We start from the raw sequence: 15,376 nt of genomic DNA on the forward strand, positions 1-15,376 counted from the left end.
CACGCGGATCCGGCCCGGGACAGGGGCGGGGGCCTCCGGCAGCGCACCGGAGACCCCCGACCCTCGCTCACGACGCCGCCGGCGTCGTCACGCCGCGACCGGCACCTTCTCCTCCTGCCGCTCGGCGGCCCGGGCGGCCAGCCGCCGCTCACGTTCCTGGGCGCCGATCAGGTCGTCCGGCAGCGAGTCCGGCACCTCCATGTCGAAGCGCCGCAGCAGCCGGATCGCGAAGCCGCCCAGGGTGACCAGCACCAGCGCCGCGCCGAAGCAGACGTACGCGAAGCCCATGCCGCGGCCCGGACCGGTGCCGATCACCGCGCCCACCGAGCCGGCCAGCGCGCCGCCCGGGGCGAGCATCGGCTCGAACAGGGCGGTGGCGGCCGGGGCGATCAGCGCAAAGCCGATCGGCAGCGTGGACCAGGAGATGGTCTGGTTCAGGCTGAACACCCGGCCGTGGTAGCGCTGGGGGACCTTCACCTGGACGATGGTGGCGTAGATCGACTGGGCGGTGGTCATCGACAGGCCCAGCCAGAACACCCCGACGCAGATCACCGTCACCGAGGCGTCGAGGCCGATCACGATGCACCCCACGGCGGTGCCGAGGTTGCCGATCAGCACGCCGATCATCCGCCGGCTGCGGGGGCCGCCCCACAGCGACATCAGCACGCCGCCCGCCACCGCGCCGAGCGCCTCGGCCAGGGCCACCTGCGCCACCTGCGTGGCGGTGGCGAAGGAGAGCACCATCGGAGTGGTCAGCACCAGGGCCGGGGCCAGGAAGATGTTGCCGATCGCGAAGTAGCCCAGCATCAGCCGGAAGCCCCGGTGCTGCCACGAGTAGCGCATCCCGTTGGCGATCGCCGTCAGCAGCCGCTCCCGGGGCCGGAAGCCGAGCAGGTCCGGGAAGCGGACCACGGCCAGGGTCAGCACCGCCACCACGTAGCTGGCCACGTCGATGAGCAGGATGCCCTTGAGCCCGATGGCGGCCAGCAGGCCGGCCGCGAAGACCGGCATCAGCAGCATGGCGGAGCCGTTGGTGAGCTGGGTGACGCCCATCGCGTGGCCGAGGTACCGCTTCGGCACGAGCTGCGGCACCGCCGAGGAGAACGCGATGCGCTGGAACGACCCGGCGACCTGGCTGAGCGCCACCAGGATGTAGATCATCCACAGCCGCAGGTTGTCCGTCCAGAGCAGGGCGGCCAGCACGAGCTGGATCGTCCCGGCGCTGGAGCTGGCGATCATCATGATCTTCCGGCGGCTGACCCGGTCGACGACAGCGCCCGCGATCGGCAGCATCAGCACGCCGCAGACCAGCGCGAGGGCCCAGAGCATGCCCAGGTTGGCCACCGAGCCGGTCCGGGTGAACAGCCAGATCGGCACGGCGAACGCGGTCAGCGCCGAGCCGGTGGTGGAGACGAACTGGCCGGCGGTGACCGCCACGAACCGGCCCATGCTCGGCTTCACCACCGCCTTCTCCGAGCCCGGGGCCGCGCCGATGCGCTGGTGGTCGGCGACCACCCAGCCGGCGTCCTCGCCCCTGGCCGGAGCCTCCAGGGCGGTGGTGTCGCCGGCGAGCACCGCCGGGTGCGCCGCCGTGACGATCTCGGCCAGCTCGTCGGCCCGGTACTTGAGGAAGAAGTGCCCCGCCTGGTCGAGGACGACCAGCCCCAGGGTGTCGGAGAGGAACCCCCACTCGGCGTACCGCTCGGTGTAGTAGTCGGTCACCGGGTCCTCGGAGCCGACCACCGAGACGATCGGGGCGCGCAGCTTCGCCGTCCCGGCGTCCAGCAGGCCGGTGAAGTACTCCTCCGAGGCGCGGGAGTCGGCCCGCATGTTGCTGATGATCCGGTCGGCCTGCTCCGGGTCCAGCTCGTCGGTGTCCACCCCCATCGACTTGAGCCAGCTCGCGTAGTGCTTGTTGCTGCGGAGCTGTTCGAGGCGGTTGCGGGCGGCGGCGAACAAGCCCTTCGGGCGGGCGAACGGGAACATCGCGCCGATGTAGACGGCCTCCAGCTCCCGGCCGGTCGCCTCGACCTTGCGGGCCACCTCGGCGACGATCGCGCTGCCGACGCCGCAGTGGCCGTACAGCACGATCGGCCCCTCGATCCGCTCGACGATCTCGTCGGCGACCCGCCGGGTCAGCTCCTCGAACGGCAGGCCGTCCTCGCTGAGCCCGACGTCGTGGCCGGGGATGGCCAGCGAGTACAGGGCGTTGCCGGCGGGCAGGGCGTCGGCCAGCGGCTGGTAGACGATGGCGCTGCCGCCGCCGTACGGGACGCAGACGTACGTGCGGACCCGCCGGCCCGCCGGGATCGGCTTGGTCAGCTCGTACAGCAGCCGGCGCGGGCCGTCGTCGGCGGCGTCGCCGGTCATGAACGCGGCCAGGTCCCGGATGGTCCGCTTCTGGAACAGGTCCATCACGCCGACCGGCCGGCCGCCGTGCTCGACCTTGCGGATCTTCGCCACCACCTGGGTGGCGAGCATCGAGTGCCCGCCCAGGTCGAAGAAGTCGTCGTCGATGCCGAGCGTGTCGACGCCCAGCACCTCCGACCAGATTCCGGCCAGCAGCCGCTCGGTGTCGTCGCGCGGCTCGACCAGCGCCACCGACGCCTCGCGGGTCACCACGGGGGCGGGCAGCGCCCGGCGGTCGAGCTTGCCGTTGGGGCTCAGCGGCAGCGCGTCGAGGGTGACGAACGCGGTCGGCACCATGTACTCGGGCAGGGTCTCCTTCAGCGCCGCCTTCAGCGCGGCGTGCTCGGCGTCGCCGACCACGTACCCGGTGAGCCGCTTGTCGCCCGGGGTGTCCTCGCGGACGATCACCGCCGCCTCGGTCACCTGGGGCTGCTCGCGCAGGGCGCTCTCGATCTCGCCCAGCTCGATGCGCAGGCCACGCAGCTTCACCTGGTGGTCGATCCGGCCCAGGAACTCGACGACCCCCGAGCCGTCCGGCGAGGCCACCCAGCGGGCCAGGTCGCCGGTGCGGTACAGCCTCGCGCCCGGCTCGCCCGAGAACGGGTCGGGCACGAACCGCTCGGCGGTGAGCGCCGGCCGGCGGTGGTAGCCCCGGGCCAGCCCGACGCCGCCGATGTGCAGCTCGCCCGCGACGCCGACCGGGCACTCGTTGCCGGCCGGGTCCAGGATGTGCAGGCGCAGGTTGGCGATCGGGCCGCCGATCGGCACGCTGGTCAGCCCGGCCAGCTTGGCCGGGTCGCAGTGCCAGGCGCTGACGTCGATGGCCGCCTCGGTGGGGCCGTACAGGTTGTGCAGCTCGCACCAGGGCAGCCGGGCCGTGAACTCCACCGCCGAGACCAGCGGCAGCTCCTCGCCGGAGCAGATCACCCGGCGCAGGCCGGTGGCCGCCTCGACCCCGTCCTCACCGAGGAACACCGTCAGCATCGACGGCACGAAGTGGGCGGTGGTGATCCGCTCGGAGACCAGCAGGTCGCGCAGGTACGCGGCGTCCTTCTGCCCGCCGGGCCTGGCCAGCACCAGCCGGGCGCCCTCGCGCAGCGGCCAGAAGAACTCCCACACCGACACGTCGAAGCTGGCCGGGGTCTTCTGGAGCACCGCGTCGTCGGCGCCCAGCCGGTACGTCTTCTGCTTCCAGTCCAGCCGGTTGACGATGCCCCGGTGGGTGTTCGGCACCCCCTTGGGCCGGCCGGTGGAACCGGAGGTGTAGATGACGTACGCCAGGTTGCCCGGCCCGGCGGTCGGCGCGGGGTCGGCGGTCGGCTGGTCGGCCCACACCGACTCGTCGTCCAGGGCCAGCACGGTCGCGCCGGTGTCGGGCAGCACGTCGCGCAGGTGCTCCTGCACCAGCACGACACCGGCGGCGGCGTCGGTGACCATGAAGGACAGCCGGTCGGCCGGGTACTCCGGGTCCAGCGGCAGGTAGGCCCCGCCGGCCTTGAGCACGCCGAGCAGCCCGGCGACCAGCTCCACCGAGCGCTCCGCGCACACCCCGACGAGGGTCTCCGGGCCGACGCCCTCGGCGCGCAGCCGGTGCGCCACCCGGTTCGCGGCGGCGTTCAGCTCGGCGTACGTCACCGAGCGGTCCTCGAAGGTCAGCGCCACCGCGTCCGGGGTGGCCGCGGCACGCTGCTCGAACGGGCCGTGCAGGGTCTGCGCCTGCGGGAAGTCGGCCGTGGTGTCGTTCCAGCCGGCCAGCAGCTCCCGCTCGGCGGGTGCGGCCAGCTCCAGCGCGGAGACCCGGGTGTCCGGTGCGGCGACGACCGCCCGCAGCAGAGTGGTCCAGCGCCGGGCGATCCGCTCGACGGTCTCCCGGGTGAACAGGTCGGTGTTGAAGACCAGCTTCCCCCAGAGACCCTCGGTGGTCTCCACGGCGTGCAGCTCGAAGTCGAAGCGGGTGGCCCGCAGCTCCATCGGGTTCCACTGGAAACTCACGTCGGCGGCGTCGGAGACCCCGGTGAACCGGCCCATCTCGTAGTTCTGCAGCACGAACATGGACTGGAACACCGGGGACCGGCTCACGTCGCGGGGCAGCCCCAGCTCGTGGACGACCTTCGCGAACGGCACCTCGGCGTGCTCGAAGCCGTCCAGCACGCTGTGCCGGGTGCGCTCCAGCAGCTCGGTGAACGTCGGGTCGCCGGCCAGCTCGGCCCGCATCGGCAGCATGTTGATGAACATGCCGACGATGTTCTCCAGCTCGGGCGCGGACCGGCCGGCCACCGACGCGCCGACGGCGAAGTCGTCCTGGCCGGCGTGCCGGGCCAGCAGCACCTGGTACGCGGCGAGCAGTGTCATGAACAGCGTGCCGCCGCCGGCCCGGGTGAGCGCGTTGAGCCGCTCGGTGTCCGCCGGGTCGAGCTGGAACTCGACGAAGTCGCCCCGGTAGGTCTGGGTCGCCGGGCGGGGCGCGTCCAGCGGCAGCTCCAGCGGGGTGATCCCGGCCAGCCGGGACTTCCACCAGTCCAGGTGGCCCCGGGCCGCCGGGCCGTCCAGCTCGGCGGCCTCCCAGACGGCGAAGTCGCCGTACTGCACGGGCAGGGCGGGCGGCTCGCCGCCGTGGTAAAGGGTGATCAGGTCGCGCAGCAGCACGTCCACCGACCAGCCGTCGCCGACGATGTGGTGCTTGCTGAGGAACAGCACGTGGTCGTCGACGTTCAGCCGGATCAGCAGGGCGCGCAGCAGCGGCCCCGTGGCCAGGTCGAACGGCTCCGTCGAGGCGGCGTCGACCAGCGCCTGCGCCGCCTGCTCGTCGGCCGCCTCCGTCACCGTCAGCGGCACCTCGACGGTGTCCTCGACGACCACGGTGGGCCGGCCGTCGGCGTCGGCCGGGAACCGGGTGCGCAGCGACTCGTGCCGCGCGGTCAGCCCGGCCAGCGCGCCGCGCAGGGCCGCGACGTCGAGCGGGCCACGCACCCGCAGCGGCACCGCGATGTGGTACGCGGCCTCGCCCGGGGCGATCTGGTCCATGAACCAGACCCGCTCCTGGGCGTACGACAGCGGCACCTCGGCGCCTTCGGGCCGGGGCGTGATCCGGGCGGCCGGGGTGGCCTGGCGCCGGCGCAGCCGCTTGGCGATCAGCGCCTGCCGGGCCGCTTCCCGGGCCGGATCCTTCAGGTCGGTCATGTGGTACGTCCCTCTTCCGTCGCCAGCAACGCGGCGACCTCGGTGTCGGAGAGCTCGTCGAGTTCCGCGGCGATCAGGCTCTCGATCTGGGCGGCCAGGTCGGCCACCACCGGGCTGCCGAACAGCGCCCGCATCGGCAGGTCGACGTCCACCTCGGCCCGGATCCGGGCCATCGCCCGCATGCCGCGCAGCGAGTTGCCGCCGAGGGCGAAGAAGTCGTCGGTCGCGCCGACCTTCTCCACGCCGAGGATGTCGGCGTACACCTCGGCCACCAGGGCCTCGGCGTCGGTGCGCGGGGCGACGTACGCGCCGTCGACCGTCCCGGTGGCCGGGGCGGGCAGCGCGGCCCGGTCCAGCTTGCCGTTCGGGGTCAGCGGCAGCGCGTCGAGCCCGACGAACGCGGCCGGCACCAGGTGCGCCGGCAGCTCCCGGGCCAGGTCGGCGGCCAACGTGGCCTCGTCGGCGTCGCCGACCAGGTAGCCGACCAGGGTCGGCTCGCCGGAGTCGGTGCGCACGACCACCGCCGCCTCCCGGACGCCGGGCCGGGCCAGCAGGGCCGACTCGATCTCGCCCAGCTCGATGCGCATGCCGCGCACCTTCACCTGGTCGTCGCGGCGGCCCAGGTACTCCAGCGTCCCGTCGGCCCGCCACCGGGCCAGGTCGCCGGTGCGGTACATCCGCTGCCCGGCCGGCCCGTACGGGCAGGGCAGGAAGCGCTCGGCGGTCAGGCCGGGGCGGCGCAGGTAGCCGCGGGCGAGCTGGTCGCCGGCGACGTACAGCTCGCCGGCCACGCCCGGCGGCACCGGGTTCAGCGCCGCGTCCAGCAGCAGCGCCCGGGTGTTCCAGGTGGGGGTGCCGATCGACACCGCCCCGGCGGGCAGCTCCGCCCCCGGCGCGATCCGGGCGGCGACGCAGCCGACGGTGGCCTCGGTCGGGCCGTACTCGTTGATCACCGCCACCTCTGGGTGGGCGGCCCGCCAGCCGGCGAGCTGCTCGCCGGTGAGCGCCTCGCCGCCGATGACCAGGTCGGCCGTCGGCGACAGCGCCTCGTCGAGCAGCGGCAGGTGGCTCGGGGTGACCTTGAGGAAGGTCGGCCGGCCGCCGGCGCGGGCGGCCGGGTCGTCGATCGCCGCGAGGCGGACCGTGCCGCCCGCGGTGAGCGGCCCGAGCAGCCCGGTGACGGTGAGGTCGAACGACACCGGCGAGTGCAGCAGGGCGGTGCCGGCCAGGCCCGGGTAGGTGTGCCGGGCCCAGGCCAGGTACGCGGTCACCGACCGGTGCTCCACCACGACGCCCTTGGGGCGGCCCGTGGAGCCGGAGGTGTACAGCACGTAGGCCGGGTGGTCCGGGCGCAGCGGGGCGGCCCGGTCGGCGTCGGTCAGGTCCGCCGCGTCGAGGTCGGCGGCGGTGAGCGGGTCGAGCACCAACGCGCCGCCGGGCACTGTGGCGGCGGTGTCGGCGACCGCCAGCACCAGCGCCGGCTCGGCGTCGGCCAGCAGGTACCCGATCCGGGCGGCCGGGTAGCCGGTGTCCACCGGCACGTACGCCGCGCCGGACTTGAGCACCGCGAGGATGGCCACCAACAGGTCCATCGAGCGGGGCAGCGCGAGGGCGACCCGGGTCTCCGGGCCGGCCCCTCGGGCGACCAGCAGCCGGGCCAGCCGGTTCGCGGCGGCGTTCAGCTCGGCGTACGTCAGCTCGGCGCCGTCGCAGACCAGCGCGATGGCCTGCGGGGTGGCCGCGGCCTGGCGCTGCACCTCGTCGACCAGCGTGGTGACCGGCCGGTCGTGGGCGGTGGCGTTCCACGCGTCCAGGACGAGCCGCCGCTCGGCGTCGTCGAGCAGCGGAAGCTCGGACACCCGCCGGCCCGGGTCGGCGACGGCGGCGGCGAGCAGCCGGACGTACCGGGTGACGACCGCCTCGGCGGTGGCCCGGTCGAACAGGTCGGTGCGGTAGACCAGCCGACTCTCCCCGGCGGTGACGTCGAAGGCCAGGTCGTCCTTGGTGGTGCCCAGCGGCACCGGGTCCAGGCCGGAGTCGGGGATGAAGTTCAGCGCGGTCTGGAAGAGCGGCTGCACCGACGGGTCCCGCTGCGGGGCGACCGCCTCGACGATCGTCTGGAACGGCGTCTGCCCGTGCTCCATCGCGTCGATCAGGCCGCCCCGGACCCGGCCGAGCAGCTCGGCGACGGTGGGGTCGCCGGTCAGGTCGCAGCGCAGCGCCACCGGGTTGACGAACATGCCGATCAGCGTGGCCACCTCGTCGGTGTCCCGGCCGGCGGTGGACACGCCGACGACCACCGTGTCGTCGCCGGAGATCCGGGACAGCAGGGCGGCGAACCCGGTCAGCAGCACCATGTACGGGGTGGCGGCCGAGGCGGTGGCGAGCCGGCCGACGGAGTCGAGCAGCCCGTCGGGCAGGTCGAAGCGCACCTCGTCGCCGGCGAAGCCGAGCTGGGCCGGGCGGGGCCGGTCCAGCGGCAGGCCGGTCACCGCCGGGGCGCCGGCCAGGTGGCTGGTCCAGAAGGCGAGCTGCCGGTCCAGCTCCGGGCCGGCGAGCTGGTCGCGCTGCCACGCGGAGAAGTCGGCGTACTGGATGGGCAGCTCGGGCACCTCGGCGGGGGCGCCGGTGAGCGCGGCGGTGATGAACGCGGCCAGCTCGGTGGTGAACACCACCGCCGAGTGGGCGTCGTAGACGGCGTGGTGCACCACGAACTGCAACGACCACGCCGTGTTGACCTTGACCAGGCGGGCCCGCCACAGCGGCGGGGCGTCCAGCGGGATCGGGGTGCGGGCCAGCTCCTCGCGGATCGCCAGGAACCGGGCGACCCGCTCGGCCTCCGGCAGGCCCGACAGGTCCTCGGCCGGCAGCCGGACCGGCTCGTGCGCGCGGACCACCTGCACCACGGCCCCGTCGTCCATGCGCAGGTGGGTACGCAGCGCCTCGTGCCGGGCGACGACCTGGTTGAACACGTCGCTGACCGCGTCGGCGTCCAGCTCGGCCGGGAACGCCCACGGGTTCGAGATGTTGTAGACCGGCGAGCCGGTGTCGAGCTGGTTGGCCATCCACACCCGCTCCTGCGCGAAGGAGGCGGGAAAGGTCCACTCCCGGGTCACTGGCTCACCTCGCGGACGGAACGGGGGCGCATGTCGATCCACACGGTGTCGATGTGCGCCAGGCACTCCTCGCGGGTGCCGGCGAAGCCGGTGTCGTGCCAGCCCGCGGGGAGCTCACGGTCGGCCGACCAGATCGAGTACTGCTCCTCGTCGTTGCGCACGACCAGGAAGCGTGATTCGGCCATCAGTTGTCTCCAGTGCTCTCGGGGGTGTGCGGCTCGGCCATCGCGACGGCGATCTTGCGGGGGCCGGTGAACGGCTCCCGGGCGTGCGCGGCGGTCATGTTGTCCACCACCAGCACGTCGTCGCGCTGGTAGTCGAAGCGGACGCTGGCGGCCCGGTACGCGGCCCGCAGGTGGTCCAGCACGTCGCCGGGGATCTCGCCGCCGTCGCCGTAGTAGGTGTTCGACGGCAGCCCGTCGGGGCCGAACATCGCCAGCAGCCCCTCCTGGTACTCCGCCGGCAGGGTGCTCACGTGGAAGAACGTGGCGTGGTTGAACCAGCGCGGCGTGTCCGAGCCGGGCCGGTGGTGCACCACGTCGCGCACGGCGCGGGTGCGCAGCCCGTCCCCGCCGACCCATTCCAGGGCGATCCGGTTGGCCGCCGCGTACGCCTCGACCTCGGCCCGGTCGTCGGTGTTGAACACGTCCTGCCAGCGGGTGCCGAAGTCGGCGTGGAAGTTGCGCACCAACATCCACCGGCGGCGGACGAACTCCTCCCGCACGGCCGGGTCGATCAGCTCGTACACCCGGCGCACGTCGGCCAGCGGGGTCGCGCCCAGGGTCTCGGGCGGGGTGACGCACCAGAAGAACAGGGTCAGCGGCCAGCGCGCCTGGTACGAGTTCTCGTTGTGCAGGAAGATCTCCTCGTCCGGCGGGTAGTCGGTCGAGGTGTAGACCCGGCCCTTGATGGCGTGCCGGGGCGAGGACCGCTCGGTGTAGACCAGCGGCTCCCCGGCCAGCGCCCGCACCACCGCGTCGAAGCCGTCGACGCCGCCGACGTCGAAGCCACGGAACAGCAGCCCGCCGTGCTCGACGAGGGTGGCCCGCAGCTCGGCCCGGCGGGCGTCGATGAGGTCTGTCAACGCCCGGCCGTCGCTTTCGACGACCACCGGCAGCGTGGCGATCGTGTCGCTCATAGCTCTGTGCTCCTTTGTTCCTCGGTGCTCACGCGCGGGGCAGCCGCGGGATGCTCGTGGTCGCCGCCGGGGCGGCCGGCTCGGCTGCGGCGGACGCCTCGGCGCGCAACTCCTCGATCCGGGCGGCCAACCCGGCGACGGTGGGCGTCTCGAAGAGGCTGCGCATCGGCAGCCGCACCCCGGTCGCCTTGCGCATCGACGCGATGAGCTGCACCGCGACGAGGGAGTTGCCGCCGAGGGCGAAGAAGTCATCGTCCACGCCCACCACCGGCACCCCGAGCCCGTCGCGCCACACCTGGGCGATGGTGGCCTCCAGTTCGGTGCGCGGCGCCGCCGAGCCGCCGGCCTCCACCATGGCGGCGGACGCGGTCGGGTCGGTCTCCGACTCCAGGCTCTCGGTGGTGACCCGGGCGGCGCGACGCCGGATGTCGGCCACCGCCCGGGTGGTGATCACCACCTGGGCGCCGAGGCCGGCGGTGAGGCTGCGCCGGAACGCCTCCGCGCCGTCGACCGGTCGGATGTCCTCGCCGGGAACGTCGGTGCCCGGGGCCGCGTCGGCCGGGGCGGCGTCGGCGGCGAGCCCGCCGGTGACCGCCGACTGGTCCACCCGGCGCAGCACGAAGTCGCTGATCGCGACCAGCTCCCGGCCGGACGCGTCGGTCAGGGTCAGGTCGGCGGTGATCACCTCTTCGGTTCCGCCGTCGCGGTGGCGCAGGTGGCTGTGGAACCGCTGCGGCAGCGTTCCGCGCACCACGATCCGCCCGTACGACAGCGGCAGGTAGGTGCCCGAGCCCTGACCCCGGCCGAACGCGGTGGCCACGTCCAGCAGGGCCGGGTGCAGCCCCCACGCGGCCAGGTCGGCGACGGCCTCGGCGGGCGCCTCGACGAGGGCCAGCTCCTCGCCGTCGGCGAGGTGGTGCTCGGCCAGCGAGTGCCAGCGCGGCCCGAAGGTCAGCATGCTGGTGCGGCCCCGGCCGAACGACGAGTCGTCGTCGACCCGGCGGGACCGGCCGACGACGTCGGCGAGGTCCCGCGCCGGCGGGGCGGTGTCGGTGGTCCAGCCGGCCGCGCCGCGCACGTGGGTGCGCAGCACCCCGGCGGCGAGGCTCTGCACGACGAACTCCGTCGACCCGTCCTCGGCGGCGGTCAGCGCCACCCGGTACTGGGCGACCGAGCCGTCGGGGACCGAGAAGGGCTCCAGGAACACCACGTCGCGCAGCTCCACCGCCGCGCCCGGGTCGGGGGCGGGGACGGCGGCGGCCACGGCGGCGCGGACGGACTCCAGGTGAGCGGTGCCCGGCACCACCGGCACCCCGCCGATGCGGTGCTCGTCGAGCAGCCAGTGGGTGGCGGCGGAGACCAGACCGTGCAGCACGGTCCCCTCCGGGCCGGTCACCTTCGTGGTGAGCACCGGGTGGTCGACGGCGGCGGTGACGGTGTCCCGGGTCAGGGCCCGGAACCCGGCCGGGGCGGTGCTCTCCGCCGCCATGCCGACCTCGGCCCAGCCGCCCCAGTTCTGCGACACCACCGGGGCGGACCAGCCGGCGCCCGCGCGGGCGTGCGCGTCGAGGAAGTTGTTCGCCGCGCAGTAGTCGACCTGGCCGAAGCCGCCGATCACGGCGGTGATCGAGGAGCACAGCACCACGAAGTCCAGCGGCAGGTCGCCGAAGACCTGGGCGAGGGCGAGGGTGCCGGCGAGCTTCGGGGCGAGCACCCGCTCGGCCTCGGCCCGCTCCTTGATCTCGGCCATGCCGCCGCCGGGCAGGCCGGCGGCGTGCACGACGCCGTCGATCCCGCCGAACTCGGCCTCGGCGGCGGCCCGGACCCGGCGCAGGTCGGCCGGGTCGGTGACGTCGGCGGCGAGCACCAGCACCGACGCGCCGGCCGCCTCCATCCGGCGGATCGCGGCGATCGCCCGGCCCGCCCGGTCGGACTGGCCGGAGCCGTGCACGGCGAGGTGGTCGTCCCACTGCTCGCGCGGCGGCAGGCCGGAGCGGGCCAGCAGCACCAGCTTCGCCCGGGACCGCCGGGCGAAGTCCTCGGCGAGGGTGATGCCGATGCCGCCGAGGCCGCCGGTGATCACGTACCGGCCGCCCTCGCGCAGCGCCCCGGGCTCGCCCTCGGCGTCGACGGTCACCTGCTCGTAGCCGGTGACCCAGCGGCGGGTGCCGCGCAGCGCCACCTCGGTGTGCTCCGGGTCGAGCGGGCGGCGCAGCTCGGCGACCAGGGCGTCCGCCCCGGTGGCGGCGGGGTCGGCGTCGAGCAGCCGGACGGTCAGCCCGGGCAGTTCGACGGGGAGCACCCGGGCCAGGCCGGTGAGGGTGGCGTGCTCGGGCCGGGTCAGGTCCGCGCCGGTCACGTCGCCGATGCCGGCGGTCACCAGGTCCAGGGCCAGCGAGCCGTCCTCGGCGGTGCGGCCGGCCCCGGCGAGGGCCTGCACCAGGTGCAGGGCGCTGAAGAAGCCCCGGTCCTGGGCGGCCCAGCTGGCGGCGATGTCGGTGCCGGTGGGCTCGCCGTCGAGGGCGAAGGCGTGCACCAGCCGCTCGGGCAGGTCGTCGCCGAGGGCGGCGACCAGCGCGTCGTGGTCCTCGCGCACGCCGGGGCGCAGCACCCAGCCGCCGTCGGTGCCGGCGAAGGCGTCGCCGGCGCGTACCTCGACGATCTCGGCGCCGGCGGCGCGCAGGCCGGCGACGAGCGCGTCGCCGCGCGGGCCGTCGACCAGCACCAGGCAGCGGCCGGGCGCGGCGGTGGCCGGCGCGGGCGCGGCCTGGCGCCACACCGGCACGGCGAACCACTCGGGCAGCGCCCGGGGGCCGGTGTCGGCAGGGACGGCGGCGACCTGCTCCTGCGGGTCCGGGTCGACCCAGTAGCGGCGCCGCTCGAACGGGTACGTCGGCAGCGGCACCCGCCGGGCGTCCGGGTCGGAGCCGGCGCGCACGCCCACGCCGGCGCACCACAGCGCCCCGGCGGTGGCGAGCAGGGCGGCCAGGTCGCCGCCCGGCTCCCCCGGGCCGGGCAGGCTGCCCAGCGGGACGAGCGCCCGCTGCTCCGGCGAGCCCTTGGCGACCTGCATCCGGGCCAGGTTGGCGAGCTGCCGGCCGGGGCCGCACTCGACCAGCGCCCAGGTGCCCTCGGCGAGCAGGGTCGCCACGCAGTCGCCGAAGCGCACCGGCTGGCGCAGGTGCGCCGCCCAGTACGCCGGGTCGGTGGCCTGCGCGTCGGTGATCCAGGTGCCGGAGACGTTGGACAGGAACGGGACCTGCGGCGCGCGCAGCGGCACGGCGGCCATCAACGCGGTGAACTCGGCGAGGATCGGGTCCATCATCGGCGAGTGGAAGGCGTGCGAGGTGCGCAGCGCCTTGCTCTTGACCTTGCGGGTGGTCTTCAGGGTCTCGGCGAACGCGGCGACCGCGTCGGGCTCCCCGGCCACCACGCAGGTGCCGGGGCCGTTGACCGTGGCGATCGAGACGCCCTCGGGCAGCAGCCCGGCGACCACCGACTCGTCCAGCGGGACGGCCAGCATCGACCCGGCCGGCAGGGACTGCATGAGCCGGCCCCGGGCGACGACGATCCGCAGCGCGGCGGGCAGGTCGAACACCCCGGCGACGGTCGCGGCGACGTACTCGCCGATGGAGTGCCCGGCCATCGCCGCCGGCCGGACCCCGACCCGCTGCCAGTGCGTGGCCAGGGCGTACTCGACGACGAACAGGGCCGGCTGGGTGTAGCGGGTCTGGAGCAGCTTCTCGGCGGCCTCCGGGTCCCGGTCGAGGATCAGGTCGCGGATGTCCAGGCCCAGCTCGCCCCGGAGCAGCTCGGCGCACTCGTCGACGACGGCGGCGTAGCCGGGCTCCTCGGCGTAGAGCTGCGCGCCCATCCCGGCGTACTGGCTGCCCTGGCCGGAGAGGAGGAAGGCGACCCGGGGCGCGGGGCCGTCGGCGACCCCCGCCTGCCGGCGCCGCTTGGTGCGCAGGGCGGCGACGGCGTCGGGCAGGTCGGTGGCGACCACGGCGACCCGGTGCGCGTACTGCTGCCGGCCCACCCGCAGGGTGTGCGCGACGTCGGCCAGGTGCGCGGCCCCGTCGGGGTTGCCGGCGAGGTGCTCGGCGAGCCGGTCCACGGCGCTCTCCAGCGCGGTGGCGGTCTTCGCCGACACGTGTAGCAGCTGTGCGGGGCGCACCCGCCGGTCGGTGCGGTACGCCTCCGGCGCCTCTTCGAGCACCACGTGGGCGTTGGTGCCGCCGATGCCGAAGGAGCTGACCCCGGCCCGGCGGGGCGTCCCGTCGGTGTCCCACTTGGTGAGGGTGTTCGCCACGTAGAACGGGGTGTCGGCGAACTCGATGGCCGGGTTCGGGGTCTCGTAGTTGATGGTCGGCGGGATCAGCCCGTGCTCCATCGCCAGCACCGTCTTGATCACGCTGACGATGCCGGAGGGCTGGCTGAGGTGGCCGATGTTGGACTTCACCGAGCCGATGCCGCACCAGCCCCGCTCGTCGGTGTCCTTCGTGTACACCGCCGACAGGGCGGCGACCTCGATCGGGTCGCCCAGCGCGGTGCCGGTGCCGTGCGCCTCGACGTAGCTGATGGTGCGCGGGTCGACCGCGGCCATCCCGACGGCCTGGGCGACGGCCTCCATCTGCCCGTCGACGCTGGGGGCGGTGAAGCCGACCTTGCCGGCGCCGTCGTTGTTGATGGCGTTGCCGAGCACCACGGCGCGGACGTGGTCGCCGTCGGCGATCGCGTCGGAGAGGCGCTTGAGCAGGGTCACCCCGACGCCGCTGCCCCACATGGTGCCGTTCGCCTCCGCGTCGAACGGCCGGCACCGCCCGTCGGGGGAGGTGAAGCCGTCCATGCCGAGGTACCCGGCGTGCGGCAGCTCGATGTTGACGCCGCCCGCGAGGGCCATGTCGCACTCGCCGTTGCGCAGCGCCTCGCAGGCCAGGTGGAAGGCGACCAGGGAGGTGGAGCAGGCGGTGTGCACGGTCAGGCTGGGCCCCCGCAGGTCCAGCCGGTACGACACGCCGGTCGCCACGTAGTTGGGCGAGTTGCTGGTGGCGATGGAGACGGCGTTGTGCGGGTTGCCGCCGACCCGCTTGTTGTGCAACACGTTGCGGTGCAGGTACGAGGTGCCGCCGGTGCCGGCGTACACGCCGACCGCGCCGTCGTAGCGGGTCGGGTCGTAGCCGGCGTCCTGCAGGGCGGTGTAGCAGGTCTCCAGGAACAGCCGGTGCTGCGGGTCGGTGACCTCGGCCTCCCGTGCGGTCATCCCGAACAGCCCGGCGTCGAACTGGTCGTAGCCGTCGACCAGCGGGGCCCTGTTGACCCAGCCCGGGTCGTCGAGCTCCTCGGGGGTGACGCCCCGGGCGAGCTGCTCCTCGCGGGTCAGCTCGGTGACCGACTCGACGCCGTCGACCAGGTTGCGCCAGAACTCGTGCACGTCGGCGGCGCCGGGCAGCCGGGCGGCCAGCCCGACGATCGCGATCGGCTCGATGCCGTCGTCGGCGGGATTGTCGGTTTCGATCGCGTTGTCCATCAG

At 74.5% G+C, this 15,376-nt stretch carries 5 protein-coding genes; all 5 read right to left on the reverse strand.

What is annotated here, in order from left to right; translation table 11 throughout:
* Window positions 1-87: 87 nt before the first annotated feature.
* From GVV04_RS19970 to GVV04_RS19990, 5 genes are read right to left on the reverse strand one after another with little or no spacing between them, the layout of a single operon-like run.
* Window positions 88-5,589 carry a non-ribosomal peptide synthetase/MFS transporter gene (locus GVV04_RS19970; protein WP_161689609.1) on the reverse strand — a complete coding sequence of 1,834 codons (5,502 nt, stop codon included), beginning with the start codon at window positions 5,587-5,589 and terminating at the stop codon, window positions 88-90.
* Window positions 5,586-8,705: a non-ribosomal peptide synthetase gene (locus GVV04_RS34430; RefSeq protein WP_161689610.1), complete on the reverse strand. Its 3,120-nt coding sequence runs from the start codon at window positions 8,703-8,705 to the stop codon at window positions 5,586-5,588. The genes GVV04_RS19970 and GVV04_RS34430 overlap by 4 nt, the downstream gene beginning before the upstream one ends.
* Complete coding sequence (locus GVV04_RS19980) at window positions 8,702-8,890, reverse strand: MbtH family protein (protein WP_161689611.1); 189 nt, start codon at window positions 8,888-8,890, stop codon at window positions 8,702-8,704. The genes GVV04_RS34430 and GVV04_RS19980 overlap by 4 nt, the downstream gene beginning before the upstream one ends.
* Window positions 8,890-9,843 carry a TauD/TfdA family dioxygenase gene (locus GVV04_RS19985; protein ID WP_161689612.1) on the reverse strand — a complete coding sequence of 318 codons (954 nt, stop codon included), beginning with the start codon at window positions 9,841-9,843 and terminating at the stop codon, window positions 8,890-8,892. The genes GVV04_RS19980 and GVV04_RS19985 overlap by 1 nt, the downstream gene beginning before the upstream one ends.
* Before the next feature lie 28 nt (window positions 9,844-9,871).
* Complete coding sequence (locus GVV04_RS19990) at window positions 9,872-15,373, reverse strand: type I polyketide synthase (protein WP_201753832.1); 5,502 nt, start codon at window positions 15,371-15,373, stop codon at window positions 9,872-9,874.
* Window positions 15,374-15,376: the final 3 nt, after the last annotated feature.

The organism is Micromonospora rubida (genome assembly GCF_009908295.1).
GTDB lineage: Bacteria > Actinomycetota > Actinomycetes > Mycobacteriales > Micromonosporaceae > Micromonospora > Micromonospora rubida.

Excerpts from the sequence above, each read along its gene's own strand:
- GVV04_RS19980 (WP_161689611.1), bottom strand. The coding sequence starts at position 8,890 with ATGGCCGAATCACGCTTCCTGGTCGTGCGCAACGACGAGGAGCAGTAC.
- GVV04_RS19985 (WP_161689612.1), bottom strand. The coding sequence starts at position 9,843 with ATGAGCGACACGATCGCCACGCTGCCGGTGGTCGTCGAAAGCGACGGC.
- GVV04_RS19970 (WP_161689609.1), bottom strand. The coding sequence starts at position 5,589 with ATGACCGACCTGAAGGATCCGGCCCGGGAAGCGGCCCGGCAGGCGCTG.
- GVV04_RS19990 (WP_201753832.1), bottom strand. The coding sequence starts at position 15,373 with ATGGACAACGCGATCGAAACCGACAATCCCGCCGACGACGGCATCGAG.